Below are 15,382 nucleotides of genomic sequence, written 5' to 3'. Positions count from 1 at the left end.
TAGTCGTGGCGTCGTCCAGTTCGAACTCCCAGGATCCGGTGGGCCCTTCGGACAAGCCAGCGCAGAAGAAGCTCGGTGCCCGGCACAAGGCTCGGCGTCGCGCTGTCGACCTGCTCTTCGAGGCGGAGGCACGTGACGTCGATCCTGTCGACATGGCCGACGAGCGGGTTCAACTCGCGATCAGCGACGACGCTGTTGCGCCGGTGAACCCCTACGCGGTGACCGTCGTGCGTGGCGTTGCAGAGAATCTCGATCGCATCGACGGGACCATTGCGTCGTACCTGCAGGACTGGACGCTGGACCGCTTGCCAGCAGTCGACCGTGCAATCCTGCGAATCGCCGTGTGGGAACTGTTCCACGCCGACGACGTACCACCGGTGGTTGCCGTCGACGAAGCCGTCGAGTTGGCGAAGGAATTGTCGACCGACGATTCACCGTCGTTCATCAACGGCGTTCTCGGACAGGTCGTGCTCGTCGCACCCCAGGTGCGCGCAGCGGCGGCAGCCACTCTTGCCGATCGGCCGGAGGCCTGAGCGGTCAGCTCGGGGCCGGCGCGAACACCGAGACCGTGCCGTCGTACTCGTTACCCGCGTAGAGCACGTGCGTTATCGGATCGACCGCCATACCCGAAGGTCCGTCGGCTGCGGTGATCGTGTTCACCACGGACCGCGAGGTCGTGTCTATGACCGAAATCGTGTTGTCATTGATGTTGCTGACATAGACGACCGCGAGGTCGGTATCTGCCACGACGCCGACCGGAAAGGCGCCGACGGCGACGGTCGCGACGACGGTGTCGGAGCTGGTGTCGAGCACCGAGACCACGTTCGCGTCTTCGTGGGTGACGTACGCGGTCTGTGACGCCGGATCGATCCCGATCCGAGCGGGTTTGTCGGTGACCGGAATCGTCGCACGCACCGCGCGTGTGGACGAGTCGATGACCGATACGGTGTTGTCGCGCGAATTCGCAACGTAGACGGTCTGACTCGACGGGTCGCTCGTGACTCCCCACGGGAACGCGCCGACCGTGATGGTGTCGACGACCTCACGGGTCGAGGTATCGACCACGATGACGGTGCCGTCGTCCGGGTTCGAGGCGAACAGCGACGACGTGCCAGGGTCGACGGCGATACGCGCGATCGCCTTGCCGATGTCGATCGTCGCAGTGACCGAGTCTGTCGAGGCGTCGATGACCGACAGGGTGCCGTCGCCGATGTTCGCGACATAAAGCGTCTGCGTATCCGAATCGACCGCTAGACCGACGGGTGTCGTGCCGACATCGATCGAGGTGGTGACTGCACCGGAGTCGACGTCGATGACGCTGATGGACGAATCGTCGGCGTTGGCTGCATACAGCTTGCGCAGATTGGCCTCGATGACGACGGCGACAGGTGTGGTCCCCACCGGAATCGTCGTGGCGATCGAGGCGGCGGGCCCGTTGGCGATGGCTACCTCCGGCTCGGTGGTCTCACCCGCTGAGCTGCTTGCGGTCGACTCCTTGGACTTGTCGTCCGAGCCGGCAAGTTGCCAAGCTGCGAAAGCGCCTGCCACAGCGAGTATTCCGACGATCGCAGCCACGAAGATCCAGCGTCTGGACTTGGGCGCCTGCGGTTGTGGCCGCGACGGAGTCGGCGGCCGTGACAGCGGAGGAACTGGCGGCGGCCCATTCTGCCGGCGGGGCGGCGGTGCAGGCGGAGGGGCAACAGCAGGTGCAATCGAGGTCTCCGCGGTCCGCGGATTCACAGCCATCGTCGGTGGCGGTGCTTGCCGGCTCGTCTCGCGGCGGGTCGGTTGCGGCTGCTCGTGCCGGGTCGCGTTGGCTCTCGTCTCGCTGAAGTCGATCGTCGGCTCATCGGGAGGAGGTGGCGGGGGAGTCGGCAGTCTGGGACCGGGTACCGCGCGAAGTGCTTGATAGGCGGCGGCGGCGAGTTCTCCCGCTGTGTCGTAGCGGTCGTTGGGGTTCTTCGCCATCCCGCGTGCAACAACCTCGTCGAATGCGGTCGGAACGCTCGAACGAAGCGCGCTCGGCTTCGGCGGTGGTGTGTTGAGGTGGCCTGCGACCTGCTGCTCCAGGCTTTTTCCCGGATACGGTCGTGACGCTGTGAGGCATTCGTGCAGGACGCACGCGAGTGCGTATACGTCGGCTCGGGCATCGGCCTGCCCGGTGGTGAAGCGCTCGGGCGCCATGTAGGTCATGGTTCCGATAGCGATGCCGGTGCTCGTCAGATTGGTGTCCCCGACCGAGCGGGCGATACCGAAGTCGATCAGATAGACGAAGTTTTTCGGCGTGACCAGCATGTTCGACGGTTTGACGTCGCGATGGACCAGGCCTTCCGCGTGCGCTGCGTCCAACGCGGAGCCGACCTGATCGATGACCGACACCGCGAACCGAGGTGGCATCGGCCCGCTCGCCCGCAGCATGGCTCCGACATCCGTCCCCTCGATGAGGCGCATATCCAGAAACAGGCGACCGTCGATCTCGCCGAAGTCGTGAATGGGAACGACGTGTGGGTCGCGGAGACCCGCTGCGGCATGTGCCTCGCGCCGAAACCGTTCGCGAAACTCCTTGTCGGCGGCCATCTGCTGCGGCAGGACCTTCAATGCGACGATTCGGTCGGTCATGGTGTCGTAGGCCTCGTACACCTGGCCCATACCGCCTTCGCCGATCAACTCCCGAAGGCGATATCGACCGAACGGCGTCTCGTCCACCGAATCTCCCTTGCCCCTGGGCGTTTACAAGCTCAGCAGAGCTTAGCGGGAGTGGTAGTCACTCCGTCGTGTCAGGAACAAGATCCAACTTCGGTTCGGTTCCGTTCCTGCCGAGACCGTTCAGGATCGTGGTGATGTCTACACCCGAATTCTCCAGTGTTGCAATGACACTTGCGATCACCTGCGGCGATACGCCGAGGATCGACCCGATCGAGTTGCGAGCGTCGTCGCCGCCGCCGACGATCGAGATGCTCTCGATCTGCCCGACCTGCGCGGCAGCGGCCGTCGTCGCATCCACGAGTGTCCGCAGCACGTCCGGAAGTATCTGCAGGCGCGCTGCTTCGGCTCCGAACGTATTCAAGGCTTCGGCGACCTGCTTCTTGCCTGCCGCCTCCGCTTCGAGGCGTGCCCGTAAACCGTCCGCCTCTGCCTGGCGTTCGGCCCGCAGCGCCTCCGCGGCGAACTTTCTCGCGTCTGCTTCGGCCGCACCGGTCTGTCGTGCGGCTTCCGCTGTTGCCTCGGCACGCAGGATCGACGATCCACGTTCACTTTCGGCGCGTGCGATCGCCGCCTGACGTTCGGCCTCGGCGGGAGCGATCACGTCGGCCTGCAGTGCTGCCTGTGCCTGCTGCGCGCGCTTCTGCTCGACGATTGTTCGTGCTTCGACGCGGGCGGCTTCGGCCTGTTCCTTCGCGATACCGACAGCCTTTTCGGCGGTCGCCTGCGCCAGTGGACCGGCCTGGTCTGCTTCGGCGTTTTCGGCTTCGGTGCGGGCACGCAACCGTGCGAGTTCGACATCGCGCTGTTGGTTGGCAGTCGCGATGGCGGTGTCGGCCTCCGCCTGGGCGATCGAACCTGCTTGGCGGGCGCGGGCCGACTGGATTTGCGAATCACGCTCGGCTTCGGCTGTTCCGATGATGGCGTCGCGTCGGACCTCGGCGATTCGGCGTTGGCCGAGTGATTCCAGGTAGCCGTTCTTGTCGGAGATTCCGGCGATCTTCAGAACGTCGACCTCCATGCCGATCCTGGCGAGGTCGCTGCCTGCTTCCTCGACGACGCTGCGCGCGAGGGTGTCCCGATTCGAGTTGAGATCTTCGACGGTCATCGTCGCGGTGATACCGCGCAGGCTTCCGGACAGAATTTCGTTGATCTGACGTTGCAATTCGTGCAGGTCGGCGGTGAGGAAGCGTTGCACCGCGGTCTGGACCGCTTCGTCGTTGGAGCCGATTCGGACGAGTCCGACTGCCTCGACGCTGACAGGAACACCGTTGTTGGACAACGCATTCTGCAGGTTGATGTTCACGTTGAACGGTTCGAGCGACATCTTGTCGACCCGTTCGATGCCAGGGATCCGCAGGCGGGCGCCGCCACGCACAACCTTCGGGGTGCCACGGCCGGTGAACACGGCGACCTCGTTGGGTGGCACCTTGATGTAGTTCTTCACATAGATCAAAGGCAGAGCGACGAAGATGATGAGGGCCGCGATGGCGGCGATGATGACGATCGTCAGCATTCGTTGATCCTTCGGGTGAGGTCTGGAACTGCTAGAGCTCCGGTACGGCTAGATCTCCGGAACAGCGACGACGTGGACGAACTCGTCGTCGACGTCGGTTATGTAGATCCGGCTCGCGGTGGGTAGGACGTTGGGTTCGGCGCTCTTGGCCTTGGCTCGTACGCGGCTGCCGTCGGGATCGACGAACGACACTTCACCCCAGCCGTCGACGGGAATCGACAATTCGACCCGGCCGAGCAGACCTATGTAGGAACTGCGCCCGAAGTGCGAATTCGACTGCTGGCGCTGCAGGTAGGGGAGTAGCAATCCGCGAAAGAGGGCGACAAGGCCGACCGACGCGGCCGCGCCGACCGAGATCTGCAGAGCGTCACTGCCGCCCGCAAACTTTGTGCCGAGGCCGCCCGCACCGAAGCCGAAGATCGCCGTGGCGATCGTCGTGAGGCTGAGAAACGATATGCCGTCGCCGTGCCCGCCTGCACCGATCTGGTGGTCGCCACCGAACTCCCCGACGACCAGGCTCCCCGCGAGCGCGACGACGCCTACGGCGAAACATGCGATCAGAACCGCTGTCAATCTTCCCCCTCGCGCCGGCGTCGAGACCAGGATATCTGGACATGCGCCCCGCGCTGCTAAGGTTATGGCCGATAAGACATCCTTTAACGATCCGTCCAGTGAGGCGGAGAAGGAGGTCGGAGAATGCGTATGCCCGATAAATCGGTCTCCGAACATGCGGGAGCGGTCGATTCGTCGACTCGCCACAGTCCTGAATGGGCAGCGTCTGCCCGCGAATTGCTGTCCTCGGCAGATGTCGCACGGACCGTCGCGCGGATAGCGCACCAGATCATCGAGAAGACTGCACTCGATTCCGACGATCCAGCTGTCGCCCGCGTTGTTCTGGTTGGAATCCCTACTCGCGGAACCACACTCGCGGTTCGGCTCGCGAACAAGATCGAAGAGTTCGCCGGCGTGCGGCCAGCTCTCGGATCCCTCGACATCACGCTCTACCGCGACGATCTTCGCAACAAACCCCACCGTCCGCTCGAACGGACCTCGGTGCCGGAGGGCGGGATCGAGGACGCGCTCGTCGTCCTCGTCGACGACGTCCTGTTCTCCGGTCGGACCATCCGGTCCGCGCTCGACGCGCTGCGGGACCTCGGTCGAGCACGGGCTGTACAGCTAGCCGTGCTGGTCGACCGCGGTCACCGTGAGCTGCCGTTGCGCGCCGACTACGTCGGTAAAAACGTCCCGACCTCCCGAAGCGAAGACGTATCGGTGCTGTTCAGCGAGCACGACGGGCGCGACGCGGTGCTGATCCACGGCGCAAAGTCCGTCGAGGACACGCAGGCATGAAACACCTACTTTCCGTGTCAGACCTCACCCGCGACAGTGCGACGGCGTTACTCGACGACGCCGAGCGCTTCGAGCAGGCACTCCTCGGTCGCGAGGTGCGCAAGTTGCCGACCCTGCGTGGCCGCACCGTGATGACCGTTTTTTACGAGAACTCGACGCGAACCCGAGTGTCCTTCGAGGTCGCCGGCAAGTGGATGAGTGCGGACGTCATCAACGTCAGCGCAAGCAGTTCCTCGGTGTCGAAGGGCGAATCACTGCGCGACACCGCGATGACCCTGCACGCTGCAGGTGCCGACGCGCTGATCGTGCGACACCCCGCATCGGGTGCCGCACACCAGATCGCGGCGTGGACGAATGTCGACGGCAACGGACCCTCGGTCATCAATGCCGGTGACGGCACGCACGAACACCCGACCCAGGCGTTGCTCGATGCGCTGACGCTGCGGCAGCGGCTCGGCAGCATCGAAGGCAAGCGGGTCGTCATCGTCGGCGACATCCTGCACAGTCGCGTCGCGCGGTCGAATGCGTTTCTGCTTGCGAAACTCGGCGCCGAGGTTGTGCTCGTCGCACCTCGGACCCTGCTGCCGAACGGTGTCGACACCTGGCCGGTGACGGTGTCGTCGTCGATCGACGCAGAGTTGCCCGGCGCCGACGCCGTACTGCTGCTGCGAGTACAGGCCGAGCGGATGAACGGGGGCTTCTTTCCTTCCCCGCGCGAGTATTCGGTGCGCTTCGGGTTGTCGGAGAAGCGACTCGGGCAACTCGCCGAACATGCGGTCGTGCTGCACCCCGGCCCGATGCTGCGCGGCATGGAGATCGCGTCGTCGGTCGCTGATTCATCGAAAACTGCTGTTTTGCAACAGGTTACGAATGGAGTTCACATGCGGATGGCGGTCCTGTTCCGCCTTCTCGTCGGCACGGACGAGGTGGTCGCGTGAGCGGGGTGCTCATTCGAAATGCTCGTCCGTACGGTGAGGGCGACAACGTCGACCTGAGACTGGCGGACGGCGAGATCGTCGCCATCGGCACCGGACTCGATGCCGAGGAGCACGACGAGATCATCGAGGCCGACGGTCAGGTGCTGCTGCCAGGCTTCGTCGACCTACACACCCATCTGCGTGAGCCTGGCCGCGAAGACACCGAGACGATCGAATCAGGTTCGGCGGCTGCGGCTCTCGGAGGATTCACCGCGGTATTCGCCATGGCCAACACCAACCCGGTCGCCGATTCGGTTGTCGTCACCGACCATGTGTGGCGGCGCGGACAGGAAGTCGGACTTGTCGACGTCCATCCGGTCGGCGCGGTCACGGTGGGTCTTGCGGGCAAGCAACTCGCCGAAATGGGCACCATGGCAGCCGGTGTCGGTGCCGTGCGGATGTTCTCCGACGACGGGCACTGCGTCGACGATCCGCTGCTCATGCGGCGGGCGCTGGAGTACGCGAGTTCGCTCGGCGTCCTGATCGCGCAGCATGCCGAGGAACCGCGGCTGACCGTCGGTGCCGTCGCACACGAAGGCCCGACCGCCGCGAAACTCGGCCTCGCAGGCTGGCCGCGCGCTGCCGAGGAGTCGATCGTCGCGCGTGACGCCTTGCTCGCGCGGGATGCGAACACCCGGGTCCACATCTGCCACGCCTCGACGGCAGGGACCGTCGAGTTGGTGAAATGGGCCAAGGGTCAAGGCATTTCGATCACCGCCGAGGTCACCCCGCATCACCTGCTGCTCGACGATTCCAGGCTGCAGACCTACGACGCCGTCAACAAGGTCAATCCGCCACTACGCGAGGCGGCCGACGTCGCTGCGTTGCGCGCAGGCCTCGCCGACGGTGTGATCGATTGCGTCGCAACCGATCACGCGCCACACGCCGAACAGGACAAGTGCTGCGAATTCGCGGTCGCACGGCCGGGCATGCTCGGCCTCGAAACAGCGCTCTCGATCGTTGTCGAGACGATGGTCGCTCCCGGCCTGCTTGACTGGCGGGGCGTCGCGCGGGTGCTGAGCGAACGGCCCGCCGAGATCGTCGGACTGCCCGATCAGGGCCGACCGATCGATGTCGGCGAGCCGGCGAACCTCGTTCTGGTCGACCCCGACGCGAGCTGGACCGTCACCAGCAAAGACCTTGCAAGCATTTCCGCCAACACCCCGTACGAATCGATGACGCTTCCAGCGCGGGTCACAGCGACGTTTCTGCGCGGTCGGGTGACCGCGCAGGCCGGGCAAGTTCGAAAGAGGGACTGACATGGAAAGAACACTGCTTGTTCTCGCGTGCATCGCAGTCGGTGTGTTCCTGTTCTGGCTGATGTACCGAGGCTGGAAAAATCGAGCGGCCCGCCAGGCACCGCTGCTCGGCGAACTTCCCGCCGTGCCGCGCGACCTCGGCGCACAACTTCTGGAGCCGACAACGGGTCTCTACGTCGGCAGCACGATCGCGCCGAGCTGGCAGGACCGAATTGCGGTCGGCGACCTCGGCTTTCGCTCGACTGCCGAGATAACGAGATTCGAAAACGGCGTGCTGCTCGAGCGCACCGGAGCATCGAACATCTGGATACCGGCCAAGTCGGTCCAGGCGATACGCACCGATCGGGCGCTCGCCGGAAAAGTGATGACCAAGGACGGCCTGCTCGTCATCCGCTGGGTCCTACCGACCGGCACCGAGATCGACACCGGCTTCCGCGCCGACGACAAGTCGGTCTACCCGAACTGGACCGCAACGGTCACCGACACCAACGATCGGGTCGTCGACCCGGTCGTATTGAACGGAGAACTCGAATGAGCCGTACCCCGGCTGCGTTCGTCCTGGAGGACGGCCGCGTTTTCACCGGCTCCGCATTCGGAGCGGTTGGCCAGACCCTAGGCGAGGCCGTCTTCTGCACCGGCATGACCGGGTACCAGGAGACGCTGACCGATCCCAGCTATCACCGCCAGATCGTGGTCGCGACCGCACCGCAGATCGGCAACACCGGCTGGAACGGTGAAGACAACGAATCGGTCGGTCCGACCGGTGACCAAGCAGAGTCGAAGATCTGGGTTGCGGGCTACGCGATCCGGGATCCATCCCGCCGCACGTCGAACTGGCGGGCCACCGGATCGCTCGAAGACGAACTGGTCCGCCAAGACGTCGTCGGCATCTCCGATATCGACACGCGGGCACTGGTACGGCATCTGCGGACGCGCGGTTCCATGCGCGCAGGCATCTTCTCCGGTGACGCACTTGCCGAGCGTGAGCAACTCGTCCAGCGGGTGCAGGACCAGCCTTCGATGCTCGGCGCCGACCTCGCGACCGAGGTCAGCACAACCTCCGGCTACACCATCGAGCCCGTCGGCGAGGCGCGCTTCACCGTTGTTTCCGTCGACCTGGGCATCAAGACGAACACGCCTCGGATGTTCGCCGACCGCGGGATCAGGGTCCACGTCGTCTCGGCGAACGCCGACCTCGATGCGATCCTCGAATACAAACCCGATGGTGTGTTCCTGTCGAACGGACCTGGTGACCCGGCGACCGCGGGCGGGGCGGTTGCTCTCACCAAAGGTGTTCTCGACAAAGGTATTCCGCTCTTCGGCATCTGCTTCGGCAACCAGATCCTCGGCCGCGCGCTCGGGCGCGAGACCTACAAGATGAAGTTCGGTCACCGTGGGATGAACATCCCGGTCATCGAGCACGAGACCGGTCGGATCTCCATCACCGCGCAGAACCACGGCTTCGCGCTCGAAGGCGAACCGGGGGAGCAGTTCGACACCCCGTTCGGTCGCGCGGTGGTCAGCCACGCCTGTGCGAACGACAACACCGTCGAAGGTGTGCGACTGCTCGACGACCGCGCCTTCTCGGTGCAGTACCACCCGGAAGCCGCAGCGGGACCGCACGATGCCGCATACCTGTTCGATCGATTCACGGGCATCCTCGAGGGGGCACACAAGTAATGCCGAAGCGCACAGATCTTCAGCACATCCTCGTGATCGGTTCCGGTCCGATCGTGATCGGCCAAGCGTGCGAGTTCGACTATTCGGGAACCCAGGCCTGCCGCGTCCTTCGCGACGAGGGTCTTCGAGTCTCGCTGGTCAACTCGAATCCGGCGACGATCATGACCGACCCCGAGTTCGCCGATGCCACCTACGTCGAGCCGATCACGGCCGAGTTCGTCGAGAAGGTCATCGCGAAGGAGCGACCCGACGCGATTCTGGCCACCCTCGGCGGCCAGACGGCACTCAACTGCGCTGTGGCACTGCACGAGCGGGGAATTCTCGAGAAGTACAACGTCGAACTCATCGGCGCCGACTTCGACGCGATCCAGCGTGGCGAGGACCGCCAGAAGTTCAAGGACATCGTCGCCAAGGTCGGCGGCGAGTCCGCCAAGTCCGCGGTCTGCTACACGATGGACGAGGTCCACAAGACGGTCGCCGAACTCGGTTTCCCCGTCGTCGTTCGACCCAGCTTCACCATGGGTGGCCTCGGCTCCGGCATGGCCTACAACGACGACGATCTCGACCGCATCGCAGGTGGTGGTCTCGCCGCGTCGCCGACCGCGAACGTGCTGATCGAGGAATCGATCCTCGGCTGGAAAGAGTTCGAACTCGAACTCATGCGGGACAGCCGCGACAACGTCGTCGTCGTCTGCTCGATCGAGAACGTCGATCCCATGGGCGTCCATACCGGCGACTCCGTCACTGTCGCACCGGCTCTCACGCTCACCGACCGCGAATACCAGAAGATGCGCGACCTCGGTATCGCGATTCTGCGTGAGGTCGGCGTCGACACCGGTGGCTGCAACATCCAGTTCGCCATCGACCCGAGCGATGGTCGACTGATCGTCATCGAGATGAACCCGCGAGTCTCGCGGTCGAGCGCATTGGCTTCCAAGGCAACGGGTTTCCCGATCGCCAAGATCGCAGCCAAGCTCGCTGTCGGGTACACCCTCGACGAGATCGTCAACGACATCACCAAGGAAACTCCTGCCTGTTTCGAGCCGACACTCGACTACATCGTGGTTAAGGCACCTCGGTTCGCGTTCGAGAAGTTCCCCGGTGCCGACCCGACGCTGACGACGACCATGAAGTCCGTCGGCGAGGCAATGTCGTTGGGCCGCAACTTCTCCGAAGCTCTCGGCAAGGTGCTGCGGTCGCTGGAAACCAAGTCGACCGGGTTCTGGACGACAGGCGACGGTAAGTGGGCGCCCGCCGACGACACCGACAGCGCCCGCGTCGCCGCAGCCGAAGCGATCCTCGAGGACCTGCGTACGCCGACCGAGGGTCGGATCTATCAGGTCGAGCGCGCCTTGCGCCTCGGTGCCGACGTCGAGGCCGTCGCAAAGGCGTCCGGCATCGATCCGTGGTTCGTCGAAGAGGTCAACGGTCTGGTGCAGTTGCGGCAGGATCTGCTCGACGCGCCGGTGCTCGACGAGGCGCTGCTGCGGCGGTGCAAGCACGCCGGGCTGTCGGATCGTCAGGTCGCCGCGCTGCGACCGGAGCTGGCTGGCGAGGGTGGGGTGCGAACACTGCGGCACCGGCTCGGCGTCCGGCCGGTCTACAAGACGGTGGACACCTGCGCGGCGGAGTTCGAAGCGAAGACGCCCTATCACTATTCGACCTACGAGCTCGATCCGGAAGCGGAGTCCGAGGTCGCACCGCAGACCGAACGCGGCAAGGTCATCATTCTCGGCTCGGGCCCGAACCGCATCGGACAGGGCATCGAGTTCGACTACTCGTGTGTGCATGCGGCGACGACGTTGTCGCAGGCCGCCTACGAGACCGTCATGGTCAACTGCAACCCGGAAACCGTCTCCACCGACTACGACACCGCCGACCGGCTCTACTTCGAACCGCTGACATTCGAAGACGTGCTCGAGGTTTATCACGCCGAATCCGAATCGGGTCGGGGTGGACCGGGCGTCGTCGGGGTGATCGTGCAGCTCGGCGGGCAGACCCCGCTCGGGCTCGCGCAGCGACTCGCCGATGCGGGCGTCCCGATCGTCGGAACGAGCCCGGCCGCGATCGATCTCGCAGAAGATCGCGGCGAGTTCGGCGAGGTGCTCGCCCAAGCCGGGCTGCCCGCGCCCAAGTTCGGCACGGCGACCACGTTCGACCAGGCCAAGAAGATCGCCTCCGAGATCGGCTACCCGGTGCTCGTGCGCCCGTCCTACGTGCTCGGCGGCCGCGGCATGGAGATCGTCTACGACGAGGCGTCGCTGGAGGGTTACATCTCGCGGGCAACCGAAATAACGCCCGAGCATCCGGTGCTGGTCGACCGCTTCCTGGAAGACGCGATCGAAATCGACGTCGACGCTCTCTGCGACGGCACCGAGGTCTACCTCGGCGGCGTGATGGAACACATCGAGGAGGCCGGTATCCACTCCGGCGACTCCGCCTGCGCGCTGCCTCCGATCACGTTGGGCCGCAGCGACATCGATGCGGTCCGCCGCTCGACCGAAGCCCTCGCCAAGGGCATCGGCGTCAAGGGCCTGATGAACGTGCAGTACGCGCTGAAGGACGACGTGCTCTACGTCCTCGAGGCGAACCCGCGTGCCTCGCGGACCGTGCCCTTCGTCTCGAAGGCCACCGCGGTGCCGCTCGCAAAGGCTGCTGCTCGAATCATGATGGGCGCCACCATCGCCGACCTCCGCGCGGACGGCATGCTGCCTGCGACGGGTGACGGCGGTCAGGTCGCAGCGACCGCGCCTGTCGCGGTCAAGGAAGCGGTCCTGCCGTTCAACCGGTTCCGCCGCGCCGACGGCAGCAATGTCGACTCGCTGCTCAGCCCGGAGATGAAGTCGACCGGCGAGGTCATGGGTATCGACTCCGACTTCGGTCGGGCGTTCGCGAAATCGCAGACCGCCGCGTACGGGTCGCTACCCGTCGAAGGCGCGGTGTTCGTCTCGATCGCCAATCGGGACAAGCGGTCGATGGTATTCCCCGTGAAACGCTTGGCAGACTTGGGTTTCCGGATCCTTGCCACAGAGGGAACCGCGGAAATGTTGCGGCGCAACGGAATACCGTGTGAGAACGTTCGCAAGGTGTCGGACGTGCTGCCCGACGGCGAGCCGAACATCGTCGACCAGATCAAGGACGGCGAGGTCGACATGGTCTTCAACACACCGTTCGGCAACTCGGGTCCGCGCATCGACGGCTACGAAATCCGCAGTGCCGCAGTGATGGTGAACATTCCCTGCATCACAACCGTGCAGGGCGCCGCGGCGGCGGTGCAGGGCATCGAAGCGACGATACGTGGCGACATCGGCGTCAGATCGCTGCAGGAACAACACGCCGAACTCCGGGAGCCGGTCGGAAAATGAAAACCTTCGGACCGCGTTTGCAGGCCGCGATGGCCGAGCTCGGACCGGTGTGTGTCGGCATCGACCCGCATCCCGAACTGATGCAAGCGTGGGAGCTACCGGTCACCGCCGAAGGTCTCGAGCAGTTCGCAGAGATCTGTGTCGAGGCTTTCGACGGACTGGTTGCACTCGTCAAACCGCAGGTCGCGTTTTTCGAGGCTTTCGGATCACAGGGGATCGCGGTGCTCGAGCGCACGATCAGCGTGCTGCGGGCCTCGGGGACCCTTGTGCTCGCGGATGCGAAGCGCGGCGATATCGGATCGACGATGGCGGCCTACGCCAGGACGTGGCTCGACGACGAATCGCCACTGTGTTCCGACGCGGTCACGGTGTCGCCGTTTCTCGGCTTCGGATCACTCGAGCCTGCGCTCGACCTGGCAAGTCGGAACAACCACGGTGTGTTCGTCCTCGCGGCAACGTCGAATCCGGAGGGCGCGCAGGTGCAGCTCGCACGCAACATCGACGGTCGCAGCGTCAGCCAGACGATCGTCGACGAGGTCGCGGCGTGCAACGTCGGCGAGCAACTCGGGTCGGTCGGCATCGTGCTCGGCGCAACACTTGCCAGTGCGCCCGATCTGACCGAGCTGAACGGTCCGATCCTGCTCCCCGGCGTCGGCGCGCAGGGCGGGGGACCGGACGAGGTCCGCACACTGGTCGGCGCACATGGTCGTGCCGCGGTGCCGAGTGCATCGCGCGAGATCCTGCGCGAGGGACCGTCGGTGACCGCACTACGCGACGCGCTGGCGCGGACAACGGACAGTTTCGCGTTCTTGCAGGAGTAAGTGCCTGCTCAGGTCAGGGTCGCAGCGAAGTCGAGCGTCCTTTCCTGTTCGAAGAACGGAACGACCACGAACTCGGTGACGCCGATTTCGGCGAACTGCTCGATGCGGTCCTTGACGGTCGCCTCGTTGCCGACGATCGCGACGTCGGCCGGACCTCCGGCATTCTCGCGATCGAGCATGGCCCGGTACGACGGCAGATGGCCGTAGACCGCGAACGCTTTCGCCGCGACGGCGCGTGCGGCATCGGGGTCGTCGGTGACGGCTATGGGGAGCGCGGCAACAACCTGCGGTTGCGGGCGTCCAGCGGCGGTTGCGCCCGCCTGAATGGACGGTATGACGTGGTTACGCAGGGTTTCCAGCCCGGTGACCCACGTCGTCGTTCCTTCGGTCAGGCGGCCTGCCAGGTCAAGCAGCTTCGGACCGAGGGCGGCGACGAGGACGGGAACAGGGTCCGACGGTACGTCGAGGGCAATCTTTCCGGTCAGCGTTTCGCCTTCGAACTCCGCAGCCTCACCGCGGACCAGCGGCAGCAGGATCGAAAGATATTCGCGCAGGTGTCGGACTTCGCCCCACTTCATCCCGAGCATTCCCTCGATGACGACCTTGTGCGACAGCCCGACTCCGAGGGTGAATCGTCCACCCGACGCTTGCTGGACGGTCCGTGCCTGGATGGCCATCGACGTCGGATGCCGAGGGTAGGTGGGAACGACCGCCGTACCGAGCTCGATGCGGGACACCTCACGACCGGCGATCGCGAGCGTCGTCATGGCGTCGATCGCAAAGATCTGCGGCATCCACGCGCGGGCGAATCCGCGCTCCTCGGCGTCGCGAATTCGCTCGACCGCCTTGTCGATCCGACCCTCTTGCACGAACACGCCGATCTTCATTTGTTGCGCCTTTCGATGGTGGCCGACTTCGGTGAATTCGAGGCTAGTCACCTGCCCCCGATCGCCGTAGCCGGGCTCCGCAGCCCCGCGACGCGCCCGCGACCTGCGCCGACCGTCGTATTTTGCAGGTCGCGATGTCAGTCGGGGTGTCGCATCTGAGCGGGATTCGAAAATGGTTGCGACAGGGACCCGCGCCGTGAGCTTCGGCCGCTCGCCCGGCTCGCCCGCGCAGCCGCGGTAACGCCTGAAAGCCCACGTCAGAGCGCTGGGTTTGGACACGGAGGCGACGGGTTTCAACTGCTTCGAAAACCAACTTCGGGTCGGATTATCGGGTATCGCGGGGAGCCGACTCGCCGGGACAACACACCGGAAATGCCGCCTGACCAGGGGGGTGGGTTCGCAATCGCCGCTCGCCGTGGGTACGGTCGCAAAGGCTGCTGGCGAAATCATTCGACGAGCCAGCGGCGTAGACCAAATGCAAACGATGAGACGGAGGAACCGTGGCCCTTCCCCAGTTGACTGCTGAGCAGCGTGCTGCTGCTTTGGAGAAGGCGGCTGCCGCTCGTCGCGCCAGGGCTGAGCTCAAGGAGCGCCTGAAGCGCGGTGGCACCGACCTTAAGCAGGTGCTCACCGACGCCGAGAAGGACGAGATCCTCGGCAAGATGAAGGTGTCGGCACTGCTCGAAGCTCTGCCCAAGGTGGGCAAAGTAAAGGCGCAGGAAATCATGACCGAGTTGGAGATCGCTCCGACTCGCCGCTTGCGTGGCCTCGGCGATCGGCAGCGCAAGGCGCTGCTCGCCAGGTTCGATTTCGACTCCTGACGA

At 64.9% G+C, this 15,382-nt stretch carries 13 protein-coding genes; 9 read left to right on the top strand and 4 right to left on the bottom strand.

All coding sequences use genetic code 11. From position 1 onward, the window contains the following. Positions 1-38 precede the first annotated feature (38 nt). Complete coding sequence (gene nusB / locus ACHIRB_RS00250) at positions 39-533, top strand: transcription antitermination factor NusB (RefSeq protein ID WP_395115850.1); 495 nt, start codon at positions 39-41, stop codon at positions 531-533. Positions 534-537: 4 nt separating this feature from the next. Here the strand turns inward: nusB and ACHIRB_RS00245 are convergent, their stop codons facing one another. The 3 genes from ACHIRB_RS00245 to ACHIRB_RS00235 are packed head-to-tail and all read right to left on the bottom strand — an operon-like array spanning position 538 to position 4,792. Then, positions 538-2,706, bottom strand: coding sequence for a serine/threonine-protein kinase (locus ACHIRB_RS00245; RefSeq protein ID WP_395124459.1), 2,169 nt, complete (start codon positions 2,704-2,706; stop codon positions 538-540). A gap of 58 nt (positions 2,707-2,764) precedes the next feature. Beyond that, on the bottom strand, positions 2,765-4,219 hold the full coding sequence (locus ACHIRB_RS00240; protein WP_395124458.1) for a flotillin family protein: 1,455 nt from the start codon (positions 4,217-4,219) through the stop codon (positions 2,765-2,767). Between the two features lie 48 nt (positions 4,220-4,267). Beyond that, on the bottom strand, positions 4,268-4,792 hold the full coding sequence (locus tag ACHIRB_RS00235) for an NfeD family protein (RefSeq protein WP_395115657.1): 525 nt from the start codon (positions 4,790-4,792) through the stop codon (positions 4,268-4,270). A 123-nt stretch (positions 4,793-4,915) separates the two neighbouring features. On the opposite strand from ACHIRB_RS00235, the gene pyrR reads away from it, so the two are divergent. The 7 genes from pyrR to pyrF are packed head-to-tail and all read left to right on the top strand — an operon-like array spanning position 4,916 to position 13,671. Continuing rightward, on the top strand, positions 4,916-5,569 hold the full coding sequence (gene pyrR / locus ACHIRB_RS00230; RefSeq protein WP_395115656.1) for a bifunctional pyr operon transcriptional regulator/uracil phosphoribosyltransferase PyrR: 654 nt from the start codon (positions 4,916-4,918) through the stop codon (positions 5,567-5,569). After that, a complete protein-coding gene (locus ACHIRB_RS00225; protein ID WP_395124457.1) occupies positions 5,566-6,507 on the top strand; it encodes an aspartate carbamoyltransferase catalytic subunit in 942 nt (313 codons plus the stop codon). The genes pyrR and ACHIRB_RS00225 overlap by 4 nt, the downstream gene beginning before the upstream one ends. Next, the gene (locus ACHIRB_RS00220) at positions 6,504-7,805 is read left to right on the top strand and encodes a dihydroorotase (RefSeq protein ID WP_395115654.1); all 1,302 of its coding nucleotides are present in this window, start codon (positions 6,504-6,506) and stop codon (positions 7,803-7,805) included. The genes ACHIRB_RS00225 and ACHIRB_RS00220 overlap by 4 nt, the downstream gene beginning before the upstream one ends. Position 7,806: 1 nt before the next feature. Continuing rightward, positions 7,807-8,340, top strand: a complete 534-nt coding sequence (locus ACHIRB_RS00215; RefSeq protein WP_395115653.1) for a PH-like domain-containing protein — start codon at positions 7,807-7,809, stop codon at positions 8,338-8,340. Further along, on the top strand, positions 8,337-9,485 hold the full coding sequence (carA, locus tag ACHIRB_RS00210; RefSeq protein WP_395115652.1) for a glutamine-hydrolyzing carbamoyl-phosphate synthase small subunit: 1,149 nt from the start codon (positions 8,337-8,339) through the stop codon (positions 9,483-9,485). The genes ACHIRB_RS00215 and carA overlap by 4 nt, the downstream gene beginning before the upstream one ends. Beyond that, a complete protein-coding gene (gene carB, locus ACHIRB_RS00205; RefSeq protein ID WP_395115651.1) occupies positions 9,485-12,850 on the top strand; it encodes a carbamoyl-phosphate synthase large subunit in 3,366 nt (1,121 codons plus the stop codon). The genes carA and carB overlap by 1 nt, the downstream gene beginning before the upstream one ends. Then, positions 12,847-13,671, top strand: a complete 825-nt coding sequence (gene pyrF, locus ACHIRB_RS00200; protein WP_395115650.1) for an orotidine-5'-phosphate decarboxylase — start codon at positions 12,847-12,849, stop codon at positions 13,669-13,671. Before carB ends, pyrF begins: the two co-directional genes overlap by 4 nt. Before the next feature lie 8 nt (positions 13,672-13,679). On the opposite strand, the gene ACHIRB_RS00195 is transcribed toward pyrF, so the two are convergent. Then, positions 13,680-14,558: a TIGR03564 family F420-dependent LLM class oxidoreductase gene (locus tag ACHIRB_RS00195; RefSeq protein ID WP_395115649.1), complete on the bottom strand. Its 879-nt coding sequence runs from the start codon at positions 14,556-14,558 to the stop codon at positions 13,680-13,682. A 500-nt stretch (positions 14,559-15,058) separates the two neighbouring features. Here ACHIRB_RS00195 and mihF point away from each other — a divergent pair, with 500 nt between their 5' ends. Beyond that, complete coding sequence (mihF, locus tag ACHIRB_RS00190; RefSeq protein ID WP_199701084.1) at positions 15,059-15,379, top strand: integration host factor, actinobacterial type; 321 nt, start codon at positions 15,059-15,061, stop codon at positions 15,377-15,379. The last annotated feature ends 3 nt before the right edge of the window (positions 15,380-15,382 follow it).

The sequence above is a fragment of the Antrihabitans spumae genome (assembly GCF_043944905.1).
GTDB classification, from domain to species: Bacteria; Actinomycetota; Actinomycetes; order Mycobacteriales; family Mycobacteriaceae; genus Antrihabitans; species Antrihabitans spumae.
Note: the sequence above shows the minus strand (reverse complement) of the source record. Positions and strands in the feature narration are given on the sequence as shown.